This is a genomic window from Mycobacterium sp. NGS16 (genome assembly GCF_059813225.1).
The window spans coordinates 300,737-322,260 of sequence record NZ_JCALEE010000002.1; the positions used below are offsets into that span (position 1 = coordinate 300,737).

Genomic DNA, 21,524 nt, shown 5'->3' on the forward strand with positions numbered 1-21,524 from the left:
TCTAATCCGTTGCCACCGTGCCGCTTTGGCGCAGTAGGTCGATATCGTCGGGTGTCATTCCCAGCGCGGCCAGCACCTGGCCGGTATGGGCGCCCAGGCTGGGCGCGGCGACCGCGGGCGGGTGGGTGCCGTCCAGGGACGCCGGCAGCCCGGCCGCCAGGTACTCCCCGACCCGGGGCTGATGCAGCGCGGTGAACATCGGGTTGTCGCGCAGGCGCTCATCGGCGGCCACCTCAGCGAAGCTGCGGTAGCGGTCCCACAGCAGCGATGTGCCGGCCAGCGCTGCTTCGATCTGCGCGCCGGTCCGCTCGGCGAACCAGCCGTCGAACAGGCCGGTGAGCACATCGCGGTGACGGTAGCGCTGGCCCTCATCGGTGAAGTCGATATCGCGTGCCTGGGCCAGTGCGGCAATGACTTTCGTTGTTCCGGTCAATTCCGTCAGGTCACGGAAGTGCCGGTCGGTGAGCGTGACGACCATGAAGGAGACCCCGTCACTGCCGGTGAAGGTCTGGCCGTACTGACCGTAGAGCGCGTTGCCGATGCGTTCACGCCGGGTGCCGTTGACCATCGCCTCGGTGAGGAAACCCAGCGCACTGGCGGTGCCCAACGCGACGTCTTCGAGCGCCAGCCGGATCCGGCACGGCTCGCCGGTGCGGTCCCGGCGGTGCAGCGCGGCGACCACCGCCAGTGCACCGTGCAGCCCGCAGGCGATATCCCAGGCCGGCAGGACGTGGTTGATCGGCGCACCGTATGCCGCCGGACCGGTCACCAGCGGAAAGCCGACACCCGCATTCACCGTGTAATCGACGGCGGTGGAGCCGTCGGCACGTCCGAGCACCTCGAGGTGAATCAGATCGGGGCGTTGCATCACCAACGTGTCGAAGGAAAGCCATTGCCGGCCAGTCATATTCGTCAGCACCACACCGCTTTCGGCGATCAGGCGCTGCACCAGACGCTGCCCTTCCGGCGTGCGCAGGTCGGCGACCACGGAACGCTTACCCTTGTTGAGCCCGGTCCAGTAGAGGGACGTACCGTCGTCGGTGACCGGCCAGCGGCGGTAGTCGGCCGCCCCTCCGATCGGGTCGACCCGCACCACGTCGGCGCCCAGCTGTGCCAGTGTCATGCCGGCGAGCGGCACCGCGACGAAGCTGGCGATCTCGATGATGCGCACTCCGGCCAGCGGTCGCGCGGCAGTGGGCTGCATGACCTGCTCCTTGTGTCGATGATTACGTCGACTATATGCCCACGCAGATGGCGGCTCCGCGGGGTGCGAGTCCGTGCCGAATCTCAATCGTTGCCGAACCGCGATATGAAAACCCGTGGCGGCGAACGGGTCACGGGCCGCCACCGTGTTTGACTCCGTGCAGAAGGGCTAGACCGCACGACATTGGGATGGGAAACAAGCTATGAAGAGCGTCAAGAAGTTGGGGCACGCGGCGAGCCGGCTACCGCGCCGGCTGATGGTCGCGGCGGTGGGGGCCGCACTGCTGAGCGGCCTCGTCGGGGTCGTCGGTGGTTCGGGCAACGCGTCGGCGTTCTCCCGTCCGGGGCTTCCGGTGGAGTACCTGCAGGTGCCCTCGGCGGCCATGGGCCGTGAAGTCAAAGTGCAGTTCCAGCCCGGCGGCACCCACGCCGTCTACCTGCTGGACGGCCTGCGTGCCCAGGACGACTTCAACGGCTGGGACATCAACACCCCGGCGTTCGAGGAGTACTACGGCTCGGGGCTGTCGGTCATCATGCCGGTCGGCGGCCAGTCCAGCTTCTACTCCGACTGGTACCAGCCGGCGTGCGGCAAGTCCGGCTGCCAGACCTACAAGTGGGAGACCTTCCTGACCCGGGAGCTGCCGGCCTGGCTGCAGGCCAACAAGAGTGTCTCGCCCTACGGCAACGCGGTGGTCGGCCTGTCGATGGCGGGCAGCTCGTCGCTGACACTGGCGGCCTACTACCCGCAGCAGTTCACCTACGCCGCAGCGCTTTCCGGCTTCTTGAACCCGTCCGAGGGCTGGTGGCCGACGTTGATCGGGATGGCCATGAGCGACGCCGGCGGCTACAACGCCTCCAACATGTGGGGTCCGTCCTCCGACCCGGCGTGGAAGCGCAACGACCCGATGGTGCAGATCCCGCGGCTGGTAGCCAACCGCACCCGGATCTGGATCTACTGCGGCAACGGCACGCCCAGCGAGCTCGGCGGCGACAACCTGCCGGCGAAGTTCCTGGAGGGCATGACGCTGAGCACCAACAAAACGTTCCAGCAGAACTACACCGCCGCCGGCGGCAACAACGGGGTGTTCAACTTCCCGTCCGACGGCACGCATGACTGGCCGTACTGGAACCAGCAGCTGGTCGCGATGAAGGCCGACATCCAGCGGGCGCTGGGTGTGGGTGTCGACCCGACCTGATCCCCCTCAGCCGAGACCGACGTTTTGCAGAAGAAACCCGAGAGCGGGCCTGCAAAACGTCGGTCTCGGCGTTTGGGCCGGCACTACCGCCACACGTCGCGGCGGTCGACGTAGCGGTGGGTGAACCAGATGGCCAGCACGCAGACGACCGTGGCGATGCCCAGCATCCAGGTGCCGCCGGCGACCAGGCTGATGCAGCCGCCGATGGCCGCGCCCGAGGTGTAGCCGACGAAGAGCATGAAGTGCCCGAGCCAGTCGTGGACGGTTCCGCCGCTGAGGTGGCGTTCGATGCCCTGCCCCAGTTTCACCACCGTGCCGGTGACGTAACTCAAGGGAATCGACACTTCGCCGTCGCGCACGAAGGTGGTGTTCAGCGCGCCGACTCCGAATGCGACCAGCAGGATCGGCAGCAGCGGCAGCGGCAGCGTCGGACCGCCCTCCAGGATCCAGTCGACCAGGGTCGCCGTCAGCAGCGCGGTTGCGGTCAGCAGCAGCGCACCGTGCGGATGCTGAGGCCAGACGCGACGTCGGCAGATCGATGCGGTCACCACTCCGGCCAGAAAGGAGAACAACAGGGCCGCGGCCGAGATCGACAGCCACTCGTTACCGTCGAACACCCCGAGCACCGCACGTCCGGCATTGCCGGTCATGAACGTGACGAAGTAGCCCTCCGAATGGGTGTATGCAGTGGCTGCCAGCACTCCGGCAAGCCCGGCAAGCGCCCAGGACAGCTTGGTTTCGCTGTCGTAGTGCTGGCGTATCACGTGCGCCTGGTACTGATCGGCTCTGCGGGCTTGGCCTCAGCCGACCGGGCCCGGAACCAGGGTGATATCGGCGCTGTGGTCGCCGCCCATCGGGCTGCGCCACGTCAGCGTGACGGTGTCGCCCGGGTGGCGCTGGTCGAGCACGTCGGTCAGATCGGTGGCCGAGTTCACCGGCCGGCCGTTGACCGAGGTGATGATGTCGTCGCGGGCGATGCCGCTCGCAGCGGCGGGGGTGCCGTCGAGCACCTGGGCGACGCGTGCCCCGCCGCCGTTGTTGTCCACCACGCCGACACCCATGAACGCCGTCTCGCCGATGTGCACGGTGGGCGACGAGACACCGGCCCGGATCTGGTTGGCAATGGCCATCGCCTGGTTGATCGGGATCGCGTAGCCTTCGCCGCCGGGCTGGGCGAACTTGTAGTTGTCCGACGCCGCGGTGTTCATCCCGATCACCTGGCCGGCCGCGTTGACCATCGGACCGCCCGAGTCACCGGGGCGGATCGCGGTGTCGGCCTTGATCATGTTGGTCAGCGTCTCGGTGCTGCCGGTCAGCTCATCGGCGGCCGAGACCGTCTGGTTCAGGCCGATGACATTGCCGGGCACCGCACTGGGCGTACCGCCCTGCCCGCCGGCGTTGCCCATCGCGACCACCGGGTCCCCGACGGCGACCCGCGACGAGTCGCCGATGTTGGCGGCCGGCAGGCCGGCGGCGCCGCGCAGCTGCAGCACCGCCACGTCGTGGCTGCGGTCGAAGCCGAGCACGTCGACCTCGTAGCTCTGGCCGTTGCCGACCGACACCGCGGTCAGCCCGGTTGCGCCGGCGATGACGTGGTTGTTGGTCAGCACGATGCCGTTCGGATCCAAGACGATGCCGGTTCCGGCGCCGACCGCACTCTGGTAACCCATCTGCGTGTCGATGTTGACCACCGCCGGGCCCACCTGAGCGACCATCGCCGAAGGGTCGAGCGGCGGCTTGGGCAGCGTCGGCGCCGCCTGAACCGGCGCCGTGGCCAGCCCAAGACCGGCCACTACCGCTGACACGCTGAGCAGCCACCACCGGCTAGGGCGATGCGATCCGCTCATTGGGTTACCTCCTGAGGTCAAGGTCAGGCGCCCCGCCAATACCCTGCGCGCCGCTCACGGTGGGTTAGCGAAACAAACACAGAAAGCTTACCGGAACCACCGGTATTGGCGGCTGGCTAGGCTGGCCGGATGGGCGGCCTCGACCCGCAAACCCGCTTTGCCGGGGCCCGCGTGGCCCGGCTGGCGACCATGGCGCCCGACGGCGGGCCGCACCTGGTGCCGATAGTTTTCACCCTGGCCGACGATGTGATCTACACCGCGGTGGATGCCAAAGCCAAGACCACGCGGCGGCTGCGCCGCCTGACCAACATCGAAGCCAACCCGCGGGTCAGCGTGTTGGTGGATCGGTACGACGACGACTGGTCGCAGCTGTGGTGGGTGCGCGCCGACGGGACGGCGACCGTCCACCGCGACGGCGCCGCCTTGCATACCGGCTATGCGGCCCTGCGAGCGAAGTATCCGCAGTACCGGTCGGTTGCATTGGTCGGGCCGGTGATCGCGATTACCGTCGAACACTGGACGGCATGGCGGGCCTGATCAGCACGGCCGGGTAGTGTGCCGGCATGGCCAACCGGGATCACGGCGACCCGGGCGACGCGCCCTCGGTGCCGCCGGCGCTGACTCCGCTGGCGAACGACGCCCGGCCGTCGGCGGCCGAAGAAGCCCGCACGATCACCGCCGCCACCAACGCCGCCACGCTGGCGACCCTGACCGCGGACGGTGACCCGTGGGCCTCGCTGGTCACCTACGGGCTGCTGGGCGGTGCGCCGGTGCTCTGCGTATCGCAGCTGGCCGAACACGGCCGCAACCTGGCCCGCGATCCGCGGGCCAGCCTCGCGGTGGTGGAGCCGGGCGCACACTCCGACCCGCTCGCCGGCGGGCGCGTCACGCTGGCGGGGGTGGTTCAGCAGCCCGTCGGCGACGACTACGCCGCGGCCCGCGACGCCTACCTGGCGCAGGTGCCGGCCGGCAAGTACTACATCGACTACAGCGACTTCTCACTGTGGGTGTTGCAGGTGCAGCGGGTGCGCTGGGTCGGCGGATATGGCCGGATGGATTCGGCGACCGGCGCGGAATACGCTGCCGCACAGCCGGATCCGGTTGCCCCGCGCGCGGCTGGTGCGATCGCCCACCTCAACGCCGACCACGCCGGGGCGTTGCTGGCGATGGCGAAGACACTGGGCGGGTACCCGGACACCACCCAGGCCACCTGCACCGGCGCCGATCGCTACGGCTTGGATCTCAAGGTCGTCACCGAACGCGGCGTGGCCTACACCCGGGTCGGCTACCGGCGGCCGCTGCGCGCCGCTGACGAACTGCGCGAGGCAACCAAGGAGTTGGCCCGGTTGGCCCGGGCCGGATCTGGCGAGTAATCGCCGGCGCTGCGTGCCCGGCGGCGCCGATGAGCAGATCGGGGCGGCTTTGGCCGTATTCCTTGTGCTGGGCGGTGGTTGGGGGAAGGGTGGCTATCAAACGATTGCCGGACCCCAGGAGCGGCACAGATGGCAGACAAGACGACCCCGCCGGGAAATGGTTCCGCGCCGCCCGCCGACAGCCCCGCCGCCATCCGTAACGTCGTGGTAGTCGGCCCGTCCGGCGGCGGGAAGACCACGCTGATCGACGCGTTGCTGGTCGCGGCCGGGGTGCTGTCGCGGCCCGGGTCGGTGGCAGCCGGCACCACGGTCTGTGATTACGACGACGCCGAGATCCGCCAGCAGCGATCGGTGGGCTTGGCGCTGGCTTCCCTGCCCCATGCCGGCATCAAGGTCAACCTGCTCGACACCCCCGGGTACGCCGACTTCGTCGGTGAGCTGCGGGCCGGATTGCGCGCCGCGGACTGTGCCCTGTTTGTCATCGCCGCGAACGAGACAATCGATGCCCCGACCAAAGCGCTGTGGCAGGAGTGCGATCAAGTCGGCATGCCACGGGCGGTGGTCATCACCAAATTGGATCATGCCCGGGCGAACTACCCTCAGGTGCTGGCCGCCGCACAAACCGCCTTCGGCGGCAAAGTATTACCGCTGTACCTTCCGGGCGGCGACGCACTGATCGGGCTGCTGAGCCCGGACGCGGCGCACGTCGAGTCGGTCGCGGAGCAGCGCGGCGCCCTGATCGAGGGGATCATCGAAGAGTCCGAAGACGAGTCGCTGATGGAGCGCTACCTCAGCGGTGAGCAGATCGATCGCGAAGTACTGATCGACGACCTGGAAAAGGCCGTCGCCCGCGGCTCCTTCTTCCCGGTGATCCCGGCGTGCAGCACCACCGGGGTCGGCCTGACCGAACTGCTGGACGTCGCCACCAGCGCCTTCCCCTCGCCGCTGGAACATCCGCTGCCGGAGGTCTTTACCCCGCAGGGCGCACCGCATCACAGTCTGCGCTGCGATTGCGCCGAGCCACTGCTGGCGGAGGTGGTCAAGACGACGTCGGACCCCTACGTCGGCAGGATCAGCCTGGTCCGGGTCTTCTCCGGAACCATCCGGCCCGATGCAAGCGTCCATGTGTCGGGTCACTTTTCGGCTATTTTCGGCGCGCCGAGCACCCATGTCGACCACGACGAGGACGAACGCATCGGCACACTGTCGTTCCCGCTGGGTAAACAGCAGCGGCCGGCGCAGACCGTGGTGGCCGGTGACATCTGTGCCATCGGCCGGCTCAGCCGGGCCGAGACCGGCGACACGCTGTCGGACAAATCGGAGCCGCTGGTGCTCAAGCCGTGGACGATGCCCGACCCGCTGCTCCCCGTCGCCGTGCAACCCCGGGCCAAAACCGATGACGACAAGCTGTCGGTCGGGTTGGCGCGGCTGGGCGCCGAAGACCCGACACTGCGCATCGAACAGAATCCGGAGACCCATCAGACGGTGCTGTGGTGCATGGGCGAGGCACATTCGGGCATGGTGCTCGACACGCTGGCTAATCGCTACGCAGTGGCAGTAGACACCGTTGCGCTCCGCGTGGCGCTGCGGGAGACGTTCGCCGCCAAGGCCAAAGGCCACGGCCGGCACGTCAAGCAGTCCGGCGGACACGGCCAGTACGCGGTCTGCGACATCGAGGTCGAACCGCTTGCGCAGGGCTCTGGTTTCGAGTTCGTCGACCGGGTGGTCGGCGGGGCGGTCCCCCGCCAGTTCATCCCCAGCGTGGAGAAGGGCGTCCGCGCGCAGATGCAGCGGGGGCTCACCGGCGAGTCCGGCGAGGGATACCCCGTGGTCGACATCCGGGTCACGCTGCTCGACGGCAAGGCACACAGTGTGGACTCCTCAGACTTCGCGTTCCAGATGGCGGGGGCGGCGGCGCTGCGCGACGCCGCCGCCGTTGGCCGGGTGCGGCTGCTCGAGCCGATCGACGACGTCACGGTGCTGGTGCCCGACGACCTGATCGGTGCGGTGATGGGCGATCTGTCGGCCCGTCGCGCCCGGGTGCTGGGCACCGATAAAGTCGGTGCCGACCGCACCTGTGTGAAAGCCGAAGTGCCCCAGATCGAGCTGATCCGCTACGCGGTCGACCTGCGTTCGCTGACGCACGGAGCCGGTTCGTTCACCCGCGGGTTCGCCCGATACGAGCCGCTGTCGGAGTCGGCGGCCGCGCACGCCGCCGGCAGCAGCGCCTGACCCCGCGCTGGAAAACGAAAGGGCATCGATGTCGACAATCGCCGGGCTGCCCGCCCACGTCCTGCTGCTGCACTTCGTGGTGGTGCTGGTGCCGCTGACCGCGATCCTGCTCATCGTGTGTGCGGTGTGGCCGGCAGCCCGCCGGCGGCTGGTCTGGCTGGTGGCCACACTGGCCGGCCTGACGCTGCTCGTCACCCCGGCGACGGTCACCGCCGGCGAATGGCTGGCCGACACCGGCAAGGTCGGCGGATCGCCTGACCTCGACCGGCATATGGCTGCCGGCGAATACGGCCTCTACATGGCGCTGGGCCTGACCGCTGCGGCGGCACTGCTGGCCGGCCTGCACGTGGCGGTGTCCCGCGGCGGCAGGGTGGCGCCGGCGGTGCGGGTGGGCATCGTCGCGGTGGTGATCGCCTTGGCCGGAGCGTCGATGTTCGCAATCCACACCATCGGCGAATCCGGGACCAAGGCGGCCTGGGGCAGCCTGCTGGCGCCGGCGGAGAATCGCTAGATCTGCGCCGCACCCTTGCGCTTGGCACAATGGAGACCATGCACAAGGTGTGGCGGGGGTTTTTGGCGATGGCCGGGTCGGTGGCCCTGGTGATGGGAGCGTCCACCGGCGTCAGCCAGGCGGCGCAGACATCGCCGGCGCCGGGCTTCGCCGTCGCGGCGATCGAACCGGCCGACGGTTCGGTGGTAGGGGTGGCCTATCCGGTGATCGTGCGGTTCGCCGGGCCGGTCGGTGACCGGGCCGGCGCCGAGCGTGGCATCCACATCGCGGCGTCCGGGAAACCGGTGTCGGGGACATCCGCCGGGCACTTCGAGTGGGTCGGCGACGACGTCGTGCACTGGGTTCCCGATGGCTACTGGTCACCGCACAGCAAGATCAGCATCGACGCCCACGGCATGTCGACGGGTTTCGAGACCGGTGACGCCGTGCTGGGAGTCGCCGATATCTCCGACCACACCTTCACCGTCAGCGTCAACGGCGAGACCCTACGGGTGATGCCGGCGTCGATGGGTAAGCCCAAGCGCCCCACCCCGATCGGTTCGTTCACCGCATTGTCGAAGGAGCGCAAGATCAAGTTCGATTCGCGCACCATCGGCATTCCGCTCAACGACCCCGAGGGTTACCTGCTCAACGGCGAGTACGCGGTTCGGGTGACGTGGAGCGGGGTGTATGTGCACTCGGCGCCCTGGTCGGTGGACTCGCAGGGCTACTCGAACGTCAGCCACGGCTGCATCAACCTCAGCCCGGACAACGCAGCGTGGTACTTCGACACCGTGCACCTGGGCGACCCGATCGTGGTGCAGGCCTAGAGCGCGGCACTCAGCAGGCGCCCAGTACGGCCGTCGGCATGTGCGCCACGTAGCGCTCGGTGCGCTGCTGCGGGCTCATCTCCAGCGGCGCGCCCAGGTGGCGCAGCCGGCCGACCACGCGGCGGCTCGCCTGGCGGACCGCCGACCCGTGGATCGTCGAAATACGGTGGGTGACAACGAAGGCCATGATTTTCTCCTGCCGGGACGCCCGACACAACCCTTCCGGGTCGGCGGAATTCGCGGTTCAGGCCGCGGCGGAGACGCCGGGGCCGGTGAGGGACAGACGGGTTGAACACGGATACGGACCGTCACTGGGACTCACTTCGCCCTCACCTCCTTCCGGCCGAGACACACGGGGATGTCGTTGCCGTCCATCGTGGCATCGAAATCCGGGGCCGTCAAACGCAAACGCGCAGAAGCCTTTAAGCGCGCGCAGTCGCGAAAGCCCCCTGCGGGGGTTCCGTCAGGGAGCTTTCGCGGCTGCTCGCCGGGGTTAGGTCACAGCAACCCGAGCAGCTGCAGGTCGGTGATGTACTTGACGATCACCGCCGGCGTGACGTGCGGGATGTCGTTAGCCGCACCGATCCTGGCTTCCTGCACCGCTGCCCGGAAGCGATCGGTCGGTGCGATCGACCCGCAGATCGGCGGCTGCGGCTTCTGGTAGTTGTGCAGCAGCGGTAGCAGGGACGCCTGGCGCTGCCGCTCCGGCAATGCGCGCAGGGTGGTCTCGAACCGCTGCAGCCAGTCGCCGTAATCGTCGATCCGCCGAATCGGGTAGCCGGCCTCGATCAGCCAGTCCACGAACTCGTCCATGCCCAGGCCGTCGTCGTACGGGTTCATCACGTGGTACGTGGCAAACCCGTCACCGGCGCCGGCACCCAAGGTGGTGGACGCCTCGGCGATGAACTCCACCGGCAGCCCGTCGTAGTGGGCGCGCTGACGGTTGCCGTCGGCGTCCAGTTCGTAAAACGAACCGGGGGCGACACCGGAGGCGACCAGGCTGAACATCATCCGGGTGAACATGTCCGGCAGGTTGAGCTGGCCGGCGTAGCTGGTGTCGGCCAGGATCATGTCGCAGCGGAACACCGCTACCGGCAGGCCGCACAGGTCGTGGGCCTCGCGCAGTAGCACCTCGCCGGCCCACTTGCTGTTGCCGTAGCCATTGGCGTAACCGTCGTTGATCGCCCGCACCGGGCTCATCACCCGCACGTCGGCGTCCTCGGTGAACTTGCCCAGCGGGATCTGGTCACCGACACCGATGGTGGAGAAGTAGGTGAACGGCTTGATCTTGCTGGTCAGCGCGACCCGGATCAGCTCGGCGGTGCCGACGGCGTTGGGGCCGAACAGCTCGCTGTAGGGCAACACGTGGTTGACCAGGGCCGCCGGGTCGACAATCACGTCGACGGTATCGGCGAGCCGCTGCCAAACCTCTTGCTCCAAGCCGAGATTCGCCTCGCCCTTGTCGCCGGCGATGACTTCCAGGTGCTTGGCCGCCAGCTCGCTGTAGCGGGCCAGCAGCTTCGCGTCCCCGCTGTCGAAAACAGCGTCGAGGCGGCGGCGGGCATCGGCGTCGGAGCGCGCCCGCACCAGGCAGATGAGCTTGCCGTCCACCGGCGCCAGCCGCTCGAGCCACTCAAGGGCCAGGTAGCGGCCGAGGAAGCCGGTCGCGCCGGTCAGCAGCACGGTGCTCACCTGCTCGGACGGACCGGGCAATGAAGGTGCCGCCGCCAGGGTGGCCTCGTCGAGGAACTTGTCCAACGTCAGGTCGGCGGCAGCCACCTCGACGGCATCCCGACCGTGCACCGAGGCGAAGCTGGGCTGCCTGGACCCGGCTTGGGCTCCGCGCCGCTGCTCCTCGATGTAGACGGCGAGTGACGCCAGATCGCTTGCCGGGCTGACGATCACACCGACGGGCACGTCGACGTCGAAGATATCGCGCAGCAGGTTGCCGAAGGTCAGCGCGGACAGCGAGTCCCCGCCCAGATCGGTGAAGTGGGCGTCGGGCGCCAGGTCGGCAGCCGAGGCGCCCAGCAGCGCGGCGGCGGCCCGGCTGACGGTCTCCAGCGCGGGGCGGTCCGCTCCATGCGCCCGCAGTTCGCTCAGCTCGTTGGCCTGTCCCTCGGCCAGCTCGGCGTAGAGCCGCTCAAGGCGATCACCGTAGTGCGCCTTCAACTTTGGCCACGCCAGCTTGCGGATGCCGGTGAGCAGTCCGTTCTCCAGCGTGAACGGTTCGGTCTCGACGATGAAGTCGCGCGGCACCTCGTAGGACTGCAGGTCGGCGTCGCGAGCCACCTGCTGCAGGGAGTCGGCGATCGCCGTCTTGAGCCCGGCGGAATCCGGGAAGCGCGTCACCGCGTCCTCGGTCGGCACGACCACAGCCAGCAGGTAGGGCTGGGCGCTGTTGCCGTAGACGTAGATCTGGCGCACCAGCGGACTGTTGCCGAACTCCGCCTCCAGCTTCGCCAGCGTGACGAACTCGCCCTGGGCCAGCTTGAGCACGTTGTTGCGCCGGTCGACGTAGACCAGCTGGTCGGGTCCGACCTCGGCGACGACATCACCGGTGCGGTAGTAACCGTCGGCGTCGAACACCTCGGCGGTGATCTCCGGGCGCTTGTAGTAACCGGGGAACAGGTTCTCGCTCTTGAGCAGCAGTTCACCGCGCGGGTGCGGCGTGTCGGTGGAGAAGTAGCCCAGGTCGGGTACGTCGACCAGCTTGTAGTCGAGCACCGGGGGCCGCTGCACCACACCGTCGAAAAGCACCATGCCGGCTTCGGTGGATCCGTAGCCGTTCAGCACGTGCTGTTGGGTGAGTTCGGAAACCCAGGAACGCAAGTCCTCGGAGATCGGCGCGGAGCCGGTCATCGCGAAGATGCAGCGGCCGCCGAGCAGCTCGCGGCGCATCCGGTCCAGCACCTGCGCCTCGGCGGCCGGGTCGCCTGCAGCGCCGTCCACTTCACTCTGGAAGTGCTGGTAGAGCATCTCCCAGATGCGGGGCACGAAGTTCATCTCGGTGGGCCGCACCAGCGCGAGGTCCTCGAGGAAGGTGGAGAGGTCACTGCGGGCGCTGAAGTAGGCGGTACCGCCGTTGCCGAGGGTGCCATAGAGGATGCCGCGGCCCATGATGTGGCTCATCGGCATAAAGTTCAGCGTGATCGACGCGGCACTCGGGCCGAACCAGTTCTTGGCCGACCGCACCCACATCCGCGCCACATTGCTTTGTGGGTACATCGCGCCTTTGGGGGCGCCGGTGCTGCCGGAGGTGTAGACCAGCAGGGCCAGCGGGTCGCGGTCCGCACCGGGGTCGGGGGCCGGGAGGTTTGCCGGCGACAAGGCCCGGCCACGGCTGAGCATCTCGGCCAGCGGCTCGACGACGACCTCGACGCCGGCCAGCTGCGCACGGGCGTCGGCCAGTGCTTCCCGGTGGTCATCGACCTGCTCGTGGTAGTCGAAGACCACCAGGCGGGTCGGGGCGGGGCCGGATCGCACCAGCTCAACCGCGTCGGCCAGCGAGTCGACGCTGGCGGCGATGATGCGCGGTTGGGTCTCGGCCACGATCGGGGTCAAGGTGCTGACTGACGCGGAGGTCTGCAACGGCACCGAGACGGCACCGATCTGGCCCAGCGCCACGTCGATAACGGTGTAGTCGACGCTGGTGAAGCCCAGCACCGCGACACGATCTCCGGGCCGGACCGCGGCGGCGACCAGGGCGGCGGCCAGGGCGCCGATCCGGTCGGCCAGCTCACCGTAGGTGATGGTGTCGAAGTGGGGCTGCAACTGTGCGACGGTGCGGCCGGTCGCCGGGTCGGCGACGAAGTCGACGGCGCGCTGGCCCAGCGCGGGCCGCTCGGCGTAGCCGGCCAGCACGGTCTGCACGAGCTGCGGCAGGGCCAGTCCGGGCTGCGCGGCGGCGTCGGCGACGGCTGGGTCGGGTTGGGCGGCGGCGAATTGGGGGTCGGCGGCGGCCAGCTCGGCGACGCGGCGGGACTGCTGGTCGTTGGCAAAGGGGGTAGTAGTCGTCATAACGCAACCTCTAAAGGGATATCTCGCAGAAGTGTTTTTTGAAGGGGCGCGACGCTGCGCCGATAAAAACTACGTTAGCAAAACTAATTTTATTCCGGCACCTCGAGACCGCTGTGACGTTGCACTCAATGCAGGTCAGAGCCGGTGCTCGGCCACATCAGCTGATCGATTCCTCCAGCCACGGCAGCAGCCACTTCACCCCTTCGGGCGTGAGGTGAATGCCGTCGCTGCGCACCTTGATCCCGTCGATTTTCGCGGTGTAGGTGCCGTTCGGCCCCAGCTTCTTGTTCAGATCCATCACCGTCACGGCCTCACGCCCGGCGACCACTCGGCGCAGCAGGGCGTTCCAGCGGTCGACGCGTTTCGGATCGTCCTCCGGCCACAGGCTGCCGTCGGGCCGCTCGCCATAGCGGCTGTAGGGCACCGTCGTCACCACAACGCGGCTGCCGGCGGACTCCAGCACGTCGAGGGCGTGCCGCAGCTCCGCGGTCAGGTAGGCGTCAAACGTCGGGTCACCGATGTGGGTCCACTGGCCCTCGTTGACGCGGTCCACGGTCTCCCAGCGGCCGGCGAACAGCAGCACCACGTCGGGCTGGTCGGCCTTGACCTGCCGCGCCCACCGCGCCGGCCACCCGTCGCACTCGGACCCCTGATCGATGGTCTTGCCGGCCCAGCGGTAGGGCCCGGCCCGCACGATGCTGCAACCGACGACGGTGTGGTCAATGAAGTGGTAGCCGGGGGTGGGCGGCAGATAGTGCATCACGGTCCACCCGATCGAGTCACCGAACACCGAAACGGTGCGCGGCCGGTTGGGGTCATGGCGCACCGGCGCCGGACGCTGGCGGCTCGGCGGCGACGGGGACACCGCCGCGGCCGCGGCCACGTCGGGAATCACGCCGGTCTCGGCGGTGGGCCGCTCGACGACCGGAACCACGAACACCGTGACCGCCACCGCGGTGGCGCTCACCGCCGCACCCAGCGGCAGCAGGGAGACCTGCGCCGGCCGCCAGCGGCGGATCGGCTCCTCGATGGCCCACCAGGACACCCCGGCCACCACCAAGGTGACGGCGCACCGCGCGGCGAACAGCGTCCATCCCGACCATCCGGTGCGCTCGCCGGTGAGCACCAAAAAGACCGGCCAGTGCCACAGGTACACGCCGTAGGAGATGGTCCCCAGCCAGACCAGCGGAGCCCAGGCCAACGCGCGGGCCACCAGCCCGCTCTGGTGCAGCGCGACCGGCGCGATCACCGCGATCGCGGCGACGGCGACGGTGGTCAGCAGACCGCCCTGGAACTCCGCGGCGCTACCGGTGGCGCGGTGTGCGGCCACCGCCAGCACGGCCAGCCCGGCCAGCGGCAACAGCCGGGCGACCCAGCGGCCCCGGCGGGTGCGGACCACCGACCAGCCGGCCGTCAGCGCGGGCCAGTCCGCCACCAGCAGCGCCGCGGCCGCGGCGCCGATCAGCAGCGCTTGCGCCCGGGTGTCGGTGCCGAAGTAGACGCGGTCGCGGGTGGCGTCAGAGGCCAGCACCTCGGCCGCTGTCGCCGACACTGCCGCGCCGGCGCTGGCCAGCAGAAAGACCGTCAGGCGCACCCCGCCGACGGTGGCCAGGCGGCCGTGGCGCCGGGCCCGAAACGCCAACAGCAGGGCAACGGCGATGAGCAGCAGCGGCCAGAGGAAGTAGTACTGCTCCTCGACACCCAGCGACCAGGTGTGCTGCAGCGGTGACGGCGTGCCCGCCTCGGTGAAGTAGTCGGTGTGCTGGGCGACGAATCGCCAGTTGGCCACCCAGAAAAACGCCGCGACCGCGTCCTCTCGTAGCCCCACCACCGCGTCCGACGGCAGCAGCTCGTGGGCGATCGCGACGGTCAGCACCATCAGCACCAGGGCGGGCAGCAGCCGTCGGCCGCGCCGGATCCAGAATCCTCTGAGGTCGATTCGCCCGGTCCGGTGCAGCTCGTCGACCAGCAGCGAGGTGATCAGGAATCCGCTCAGCACGAAGAACAGATCCACGCCGATGAATCCACCCGACACCCCGGGGACGCCACCGTGATCGGCCAGCACCAACGCGACGGCTACCGCGCGCAGGCCGTCGAGGGCGTGAATGCCCGGCCGTCGCCGCTCCCGCCGAATCCGGTCCGCGGCGCGTGCAGTGGTCAACCGGGCGGCACGCGGGGCCGGCGCAACCCAGCGGGATTTGCCCGAGGTGCGCATCGTGGTGGCCCGGCGAGTCCGGTTCCCGACCGGTCGACTCATCTCATCCTGGTCGCCGTTGGCGCCGATTGGTCGATCCTCTCGCTGGTGGACCACCGAAAGCTTAGGGGGCAAGCAGGCGTCCTACCGGGAGGACACGCTTGAGGTCAGGCGACCAATTCGGCAGTGCGCCACCAGATCAGCGCAACGAACAGCGCCAGCAGCGCAAGACTGGCCCAAGCCTGGATGCGAGTCCGGCTCTGCTGCGGGGGATACACGTAGGCCAGCGCGACCACCAACCCGGTGAGCAACCCGCCGACATGCCCCTGCCAGCTGATCCGCGGGATGGTGAAGGTGAACACCAGGTTGATTCCGATCACCGCGGCGACCCAGCCCACGTCCATCCGCAGCCGTCGACCGACAATCAACGTCGCGCCGAACAAGCCGAAGATGGCGCCCGAGGCGCCGGCGGTGGCGGTGTTCAGCGGCGCCAGCAGATAGACCGCGACCGAGCCGCCCAGCGCGCTGAGCAGGTACAGCGCACTGAACCGTATCCGGCCGAGCATGCCCTCCAACGACGGGCCGATCACATACAGCGCCCACATGTTCAGCAGCAGATGCATCGGGCCGTAGTGCAGGAACGCCGACGTCAGCAGGCGGTAGAGCTGCCCCTCGGCGACCGCTGGTGACCAGAGCACCAACTCGGAGTCCAGCTGGTGAGACGACATCTGCCCGATGAAGGCCAGCACGTTCAGCGCGATCAGCCCGTAGCTGATCACCGGCGTCCCAGAGGCGGCCCGGACCAGCGGGCGGGACCGGCGCGGCGCGGCGTCCTGCTGGGCACAGTCCACACAGTGCTGCCCGACGGCGGCGCTACGCATGCAGTCGCCGCAGATGTAGCGCTCACATCGGGTGCAGCGCAGCGCGGTGGGCCGGTCGGGGTGCCGGTAGCAGACGGTCATGGTTACACCTTCTCATCGGCGCGGCGGTAGATTTCACGCCGTGGCAGCTCCCATCCCGCGCAGAGGATTCAACCACGCGATCACCCGGTTCTGGACCTGGGCTGCGCCCGCCTACGATGCCCGCTACCTGCAACGCTGGGTGTATCGGCCGGCCCAGGACGAGCTGGTCGCCGCGCTGCGCACGCACCAACCGTCCCGCGTCGCCGACATCGCCTGCGGCACCGGCATCCTCGCCGACCGCATCGAACGCGAATTGCGGCCCGAAGCCGTCTACGGCGTGGACATGTCCACCGGGATGCTCAACGAGGCGCGGGCGCGCTCGACGCGGGTGCAGTGGCTGACCGGTCCGGCCGAGCGCCTGCCGTTCGATGACGGGGCGCTCGACGCGGTCGTGACCAGCTCGGCGTTTCACTTCTTCGACCAGCCGGCGGCAGTACGGGAGTTCTATCGGGTGCTGGCGCCGGGCGGGATGGCGGCGGTCACCGCGCTGAGCCCCCGCCACCGCATTCCGCTGCGCCGGTTGCTGGGCGGCCGGTGGAGTCCGGCACACCAGCCGACGCCGACCGAGATGCGCACGCTCTTCACCGACGCCGGGTTTACCGTCGCCGACCAGCACCGGGTGGCGCGGCCGGCCTGGACGCTGCTGGTGTCGGACCTGCTGACGGTCGGCGTCAAGCCGTAGCCTCCTCCGGGTCGGTACCCTCACCTGGTATGAGACCGAAGAAGTTGGCCGGGCCGGCGGCGGCCGTGCTGGCGATGACCTGGGCGGCCGGCGGGGTCGCCGGGGCCGAACCGACGCCGACTCCCCCACCGGCGCCGAAGTCGGTGATCGACACCGACGGCACGTTCACCGTCGGCAAGGACATCGCCCCGGGGACCTACCGCTCCGACGGGCCGCGCGACGGCAATGCCTGCTATTGGCGCCGGGTCAGCGGCGACAAGATCGTCGACAGCGCAATGACCAAGAAGGCGCAGGTGGTGCTGATCGAACCCAGCGACACCGCGTTCCGGACCGACCGCTGCGCGCCCTGGCAGTTGACCGAATGCCCGCCGACCTGCGCTCCGGCACCGCAGCAGTCGGTGGGCCTGCCCGACGTCCTGAAGGGCTTCGTGCCCCAGCCCCGGCCGCCCGCCCCGTCTCCCGCTCCCAGCGGCGGCTAACTGGAGAACAGGTCCTGCCGGGTGCTGCTGCTCGTCGGACGCGGCCGTCACTTCTTGATCAGCTGGTGCGGGCAGTAGGTGTGCGCTGCGATGGCGGCAAATTGCGCCGCACCGTCGGTGGTGAAACCCGGATTGTTGTCCTTCAGGTCGGAGAGCACCTGTAGGGCGGGTTCGCCCCGGTCGACCAGGCCGCAGACCGCGCGAGCAGCCTCGATGGCCTGACCGGAGCTGCTGTAGGTGATCCCGGCGGCCCGCAATGACTCCAGGAAGGCCGCGTCGTGGATAGCGCCGGCCGCGTCTTCGGGATCGGGATGGGCGCCCCGTTCGGGGTCGGCGTACCCGGGAGCCGCACCGGCAAGGCAGAGTCCCGCCGTAACAGCCAGGGCCAGTAGCAGTTTCACGGGCCCGCTACCGTCGCTGCGGCCGAGCCTGCGGCCCCGGTGGCGCCGCTGTCTTTGGCGGCCTTCTTCAGGTGCACCGCGTGGAAGCCGGGTTTCTTGGACAGTTCCTCGAGCAGGTCATCCAGGCCGGCCTCGTCGATCTGCCAGTGCTGGACGGCGTCCTTCTGCTTCTGCAACTGGGCGATGACGCGGTCGAGCTGCACCGGGGCCTGGCCCTTGCCGGGTTTGCCGGATCCGCGGAGGTTGGCGCCGTTGATCAGCTGCGAGCCGGGAGCGCCCAGCGCGCCGCCGGTCAGCGCGCCCAGGGCGGCCGGGTTGAGCAGGCCGGTCGCCGCGGCCATCGGTGTCGCGGCGGCGCCGGCCGCCGGCAGCGAGGCCGCGGCCAGCCGGATGGCGGGGGTGGCGGTGGCCCAGCCCTGGGGCACCGACAGTGCCCCGACCGACGGCGCGGTGCCCACACCGGCCGTCACCGCGCGAGTCATGCCGGCGTTCATCCCGCTCCCGCCCAGCCCAGCTATCCCTTTCCCGCCCAGCCCAGCTATCCCTTTCCCGCCCAGCCCAGCCCCCAGCGCGGACTTGGGAATCTCCGGCAGCACCGCCTGTGGCTTGTAGAACGTCTTGAACTGGACCATGCCGAAGTTGGGCCCGCTCAGCACGAAGTTGCCGAGGCCGCCGAACTTCATCACCCCGCCGAGAGTGCTGAACAGCCCCTCATAGATCCCGGCGATCTCGGAGGCGTCCCCGGCAGCGGCGGCACCCGGTCCGGTGTTGCCGGCCGGGTTGCCGGCCTGTGGCGGCGGCGCGAACGGTGTCAGCCGGGTGGCGGCCGCCGCGGCGGCCTGATAGGTGAACATCGCCGCGGCGTCCTGGGCCCACATCTGCGCGTACTGCGCGTCGGCGGCCGCGATTGCCGCGGTGTTCTGCCCGAAGGTATTGCTCGCCAGCAACGCTGCCCGCAGGCTGCGATTGGCCGCGATCACCGGCGGCGGCACCACCGCGGCCAGCGCCACCTCGAATGCGCTGGCCGCGGCACCGGCCTGCACCGCCGCTTGGGTCGCCTGCGCGGCCGCGGTCGACATCCACTCCACGAACGGCGTCGCCGCGGCGATCATGGCCGCCGCCGAAGTGCCGACCCACGCCTCGCCGGTCAAGCTGGTGAGCACCGCCCGGTAGGAGGTCATCGTCGAGTGCAGCTCGGCGGCCAGCCCCTCCCACGCGGTGGCGGCGGCCAGCAGCGATTCGGCGCCCGGGCCGGTGTACATCTGGCCGGAGGTGACCTCCGGCGGTATCAGCGCGAAATCGATCACGGCGCACCTCCGTCCTCGGGCACCGGGATGACCAGGATGGTGGCCGTGGTCAGGGCCTCGGTGTCGGGCGCCTTGTCGATCACGCGGCCGGCGCCCCCCGCGACGGACTGCACGGCGGTGCCGCCGACGGCGCGGCCGGCCAGGCTCGACAGCGCCATTTCGTTGAACATCGCGCTCGATGAGCCCTCGACGGCGAACGCCGAGGCACTGGAACTGACCGAGCTGCCCGACAGTACCGCCGGCAGTGCCTTGCCGGCCGGAGCCGCGGTGGACCAGCTCGCCGGTACCGACAGCGACCCGACCAAACCCGCCTGTCCGGTGCTGGCCGCCACGGTGGCACTACCCGCCGAGCCCAGCGCCGAGAGTGGCAGCTGGGAGGAGATGTAGCCACCCGACAGCGGCCCCAGGGCACCGGTGATCGGAGCCGGACCGCTGAGCAGGCTGGCCACCCCGGGCGGGTTCTGGGCCAAGCCGACCAGCTGCCCGGCGATCAACCACCCGCTGCCGAGGTTTGCCAGATGTCCAAGCGGCGAATACGGCCCCGCGAGGTCACCCAGGAACTTGGCGAGATCCCCGAGGCCCGAACCCACGTCGCCGAGTGATGGCGCGGCTTGCGCCGGGGACGAGGTGAGGTCACTCAGTGTTCTGGGCACCGCCGACAGCAGCTGCGAAACCTTCGACGGGGCGGCCGAGGCGGTCCGGGCCCCGGCCGCCTCGGCCGCGGCGACCAGCTGGGTCGAATCAGAGGCCAGGTCGGCGGCTTCCGGCGCCGGGTCGAACACGCTGAGCTGCGTGGCGGCCGCCGCGGAACCCGCGTAGCCGTACATGGCGGCGGCGTCCTGTGCCCACATCTCCGCGTAGAGGGCCTCGGTGGCCGCGATCGCCGGGGTGTTCTGGCCCAGCAGGTTGGTCGCGACCAGAGTCAGCAACAGACTGCGGTTGGCCTCGATCACCGGGGGCGGAACGTGTGCCGCGAATGCCGCCTCGTATGCCGCGGCCGCCGACGAGACCTGGGCAGCGGCGTGCTCGACGCGAGACGCGGTGACACTGATCCATTCCGCATACGGGGTGGCGGCCGCGGCCATCGCCATCGCGGACGGCCCGTGCCAGATACCGGCCAGGTCGGCGATCACCGATCGATAGGCCGCAGCCGCCGTGTGCAACTCGCCGGCGAGCGCCTGCCACGCGGCCGCGGCGGCCAACAGCGGTCCGGGCCCGGCGCCCGAGTACATCAGGCCGGAATGGACCTCCGGCGGGATCGCTCCAAATTCCATGTCATCCGGCCTCCGCGTTTGGCGCTATTTGGTCATGCATGTAACAAGAAGATGAAGTTACGGTTACCAGCTGGAAGGTAGCCGGGAAGAACCTGTGAGCGATCCTGCCGATTCGTGTGGCAGCGATCACATAGGACAGCGGACGCGGGGGCGGACCCCGCCACCGTTGGCGCACGTCGGCGCCGGTGATGGGCTCAGGCGCGGGCCAGCAACAAGGTCGCGGCGTCGACCAGGGTCCGGATCACCTCGTCGGTGCTGAAGTCACTGAGCCACAGATTCGGCGCGTCGCTGCGGTGCAGCATCGCCACGCCGTGCAATGCCACCGACAGCGCGGCGGCGATCCGGTCGGAGTCCGGATCCGAACCGGCTTCCGGCGGTTCAGCGAGGCTCGACGAAGGAGAGCCGACGCTGGAACCGCCGTAGGAGGAACCCGGCGGTTCAGCGAGGCTCGACGAAGGAGAGCCGACGCTGGAACCGCCGTACGACGAACCCCGCGGTTCAGCGAGGCCCGACGAAGGAGAGCCGACGCCGGAACCGCCGCACGGGGAACCCGGCACTTGTCCCCGGCAGGCCAGCAGCCCGCGGGTGACCACTGCGAGCGCCTGGCGCGCGGCCGGCGGCGCATGACCGTCCTGGGTCATCAGGGCATAGCGCAACGGATGGCGTTGGGCGAAGGACACATAGACCCGGCAGCCGATCAGCAGGCGCTCCCGGGGGTCGGTGGCCGCCTGCACGTGGTCTGCGATCTCCTCGGAGACCTGGACCCAGCTCGCTTCGGCGACGGCCTCGAGGACCCGGTCGCGGTCTTCGAAGTGGGCGTAGACCGACGGCGCCGCGATGCCGGCCTCCCGGGCGATGCGCCGCAGCGAGACCTCGCCTTCGCTGTCGGCGCTGTCGATCACCCGGGTGGCCGCCGCCAGGATCTCCTCGCGCAGCAACCCGCCGTGACCTCGCAAATTACGCCGCCGAGTGGGACCGGGCACGCCTTCATCCTAACGACCGTTAGCTATGCCGCGCCGGCGTGCTGAACAACA

At 69.5% G+C, this 21,524-nt stretch carries 19 protein-coding genes; 8 read left to right on the forward strand and 11 right to left on the reverse strand.

Features of this window, described 5'->3' with window-relative positions; genetic code table 11:
- Position 1: 1 nt before the first annotated feature.
- Positions 2–1,204 (reverse strand): CoA transferase, encoded by a 1,203-nt coding sequence (locus tag AC5Y4Q_RS07040; protein ID WP_125225599.1) that lies wholly within the window; start codon positions 1,202–1,204, stop codon positions 2–4.
- Positions 1,205–1,406: 202 nt separating this feature from the next.
- On the opposite strand from AC5Y4Q_RS07040, the gene AC5Y4Q_RS07045 reads away from it, so the two are divergent.
- Complete coding sequence (locus AC5Y4Q_RS07045) at positions 1,407–2,399, forward strand: esterase family protein (RefSeq protein WP_064920530.1); 993 nt, start codon at positions 1,407–1,409, stop codon at positions 2,397–2,399.
- A gap of 83 nt (positions 2,400–2,482) precedes the next feature.
- Here AC5Y4Q_RS07045 and AC5Y4Q_RS07050 read toward each other — a convergent pair whose 3' ends face one another.
- On the reverse strand, positions 2,483–3,163 hold the full coding sequence (locus AC5Y4Q_RS07050) for a YoaK family protein (protein WP_064920529.1): 681 nt from the start codon (positions 3,161–3,163) through the stop codon (positions 2,483–2,485).
- 36 nt (positions 3,164–3,199) lie between these two features.
- The gene (locus AC5Y4Q_RS07055; RefSeq protein ID WP_064920528.1) at positions 3,200–4,246 is read right to left on the reverse strand and encodes a S1C family serine protease; all 1,047 of its coding nucleotides are present in this window, start codon (positions 4,244–4,246) and stop codon (positions 3,200–3,202) included.
- Positions 4,247–4,375: 129 nt separating this feature from the next.
- Between AC5Y4Q_RS07055 and AC5Y4Q_RS07060 the strand changes: the two genes are divergently transcribed.
- The 5 genes from AC5Y4Q_RS07060 (at position 4,376) to AC5Y4Q_RS07080 (ending at position 9,171) form a co-directional block, all read left to right on the forward strand.
- Positions 4,376–4,783, forward strand: coding sequence for a TIGR03668 family PPOX class F420-dependent oxidoreductase (locus AC5Y4Q_RS07060; RefSeq protein WP_064920527.1), 408 nt, complete (start codon positions 4,376–4,378; stop codon positions 4,781–4,783).
- A 26-nt stretch (positions 4,784–4,809) separates the two neighbouring features.
- Positions 4,810–5,619, forward strand: coding sequence for a HugZ family pyridoxamine 5'-phosphate oxidase (locus tag AC5Y4Q_RS07065; RefSeq protein WP_064920526.1), 810 nt, complete (start codon positions 4,810–4,812; stop codon positions 5,617–5,619).
- A 129-nt stretch (positions 5,620–5,748) separates the two neighbouring features.
- On the forward strand, positions 5,749–7,851 hold the full coding sequence (locus AC5Y4Q_RS07070) for an elongation factor G-like protein EF-G2 (protein ID WP_064920525.1): 2,103 nt from the start codon (positions 5,749–5,751) through the stop codon (positions 7,849–7,851).
- A 28-nt stretch (positions 7,852–7,879) separates the two neighbouring features.
- Positions 7,880–8,362 (forward strand): hypothetical protein, encoded by a 483-nt coding sequence (locus AC5Y4Q_RS07075; RefSeq protein ID WP_064920524.1) that lies wholly within the window; start codon positions 7,880–7,882, stop codon positions 8,360–8,362.
- Between the two features lie 38 nt (positions 8,363–8,400).
- A complete protein-coding gene (locus tag AC5Y4Q_RS07080; RefSeq protein WP_064920546.1) occupies positions 8,401–9,171 on the forward strand; it encodes a L,D-transpeptidase in 771 nt (256 codons plus the stop codon).
- 10 nt (positions 9,172–9,181) lie between these two features.
- Here the strand turns inward: AC5Y4Q_RS07080 and AC5Y4Q_RS07085 are convergent, their stop codons facing one another.
- From AC5Y4Q_RS07085 to AC5Y4Q_RS07100, 4 genes are all read right to left on the reverse strand, one after another.
- Positions 9,182–9,358 carry a hypothetical protein gene (locus tag AC5Y4Q_RS07085; RefSeq protein WP_165604367.1) on the reverse strand — a complete coding sequence of 59 codons (177 nt, stop codon included), beginning with the start codon at positions 9,356–9,358 and terminating at the stop codon, positions 9,182–9,184.
- A 311-nt stretch (positions 9,359–9,669) separates the two neighbouring features.
- Positions 9,670–13,191, reverse strand: coding sequence for a carboxylic acid reductase (gene car / locus AC5Y4Q_RS07090; protein WP_064920522.1), 3,522 nt, complete (start codon positions 13,189–13,191; stop codon positions 9,670–9,672).
- Between the two features lie 157 nt (positions 13,192–13,348).
- Positions 13,349–15,406: an SGNH/GDSL hydrolase family protein gene (locus AC5Y4Q_RS07095; RefSeq protein ID WP_109535581.1), complete on the reverse strand. Its 2,058-nt coding sequence runs from the start codon at positions 15,404–15,406 to the stop codon at positions 13,349–13,351.
- 146 nt (positions 15,407–15,552) lie between these two features.
- The gene (locus tag AC5Y4Q_RS07100) at positions 15,553–16,347 is read right to left on the reverse strand and encodes a rhomboid family intramembrane serine protease (RefSeq protein ID WP_125225596.1); all 795 of its coding nucleotides are present in this window, start codon (positions 16,345–16,347) and stop codon (positions 15,553–15,555) included.
- A 40-nt stretch (positions 16,348–16,387) separates the two neighbouring features.
- Between AC5Y4Q_RS07100 and AC5Y4Q_RS07105 the strand changes: the two genes are divergently transcribed.
- Positions 16,388–17,029 (forward strand): class I SAM-dependent methyltransferase, encoded by a 642-nt coding sequence (locus AC5Y4Q_RS07105; protein ID WP_125225595.1) that lies wholly within the window; start codon positions 16,388–16,390, stop codon positions 17,027–17,029.
- 29 nt (positions 17,030–17,058) lie between these two features.
- The gene (locus AC5Y4Q_RS07110; RefSeq protein ID WP_064920519.1) at positions 17,059–17,508 is read left to right on the forward strand and encodes an Rv1352/Rv1906c domain-containing protein; all 450 of its coding nucleotides are present in this window, start codon (positions 17,059–17,061) and stop codon (positions 17,506–17,508) included.
- Between the two features lie 47 nt (positions 17,509–17,555).
- On the opposite strand, the gene AC5Y4Q_RS07115 is transcribed toward AC5Y4Q_RS07110, so the two are convergent.
- The 4 genes from AC5Y4Q_RS07115 to AC5Y4Q_RS07130 form a co-directional block, all read right to left on the reverse strand.
- Positions 17,556–17,909 (reverse strand): DUF732 domain-containing protein, encoded by a 354-nt coding sequence (locus AC5Y4Q_RS07115; RefSeq protein ID WP_064920518.1) that lies wholly within the window; start codon positions 17,907–17,909, stop codon positions 17,556–17,558.
- Entirely contained in the window at positions 17,906–19,213 is a 1,308-nt protein-coding gene (locus AC5Y4Q_RS07120; RefSeq protein ID WP_499958766.1) for a PPE family protein, read from the reverse strand. Before AC5Y4Q_RS07120 ends, AC5Y4Q_RS07115 begins: the two co-directional genes overlap by 4 nt.
- Entirely contained in the window at positions 19,213–20,490 is a 1,278-nt protein-coding gene (locus tag AC5Y4Q_RS07125) for a PPE family protein (protein WP_064920516.1), read from the reverse strand. Before AC5Y4Q_RS07125 ends, AC5Y4Q_RS07120 begins: the two co-directional genes overlap by 1 nt.
- Before the next feature lie 194 nt (positions 20,491–20,684).
- The gene (locus AC5Y4Q_RS07130) at positions 20,685–21,473 is read right to left on the reverse strand and encodes a TetR/AcrR family transcriptional regulator (RefSeq protein WP_235663936.1); all 789 of its coding nucleotides are present in this window, start codon (positions 21,471–21,473) and stop codon (positions 20,685–20,687) included.
- Positions 21,474–21,524 lie beyond the last annotated feature (51 nt).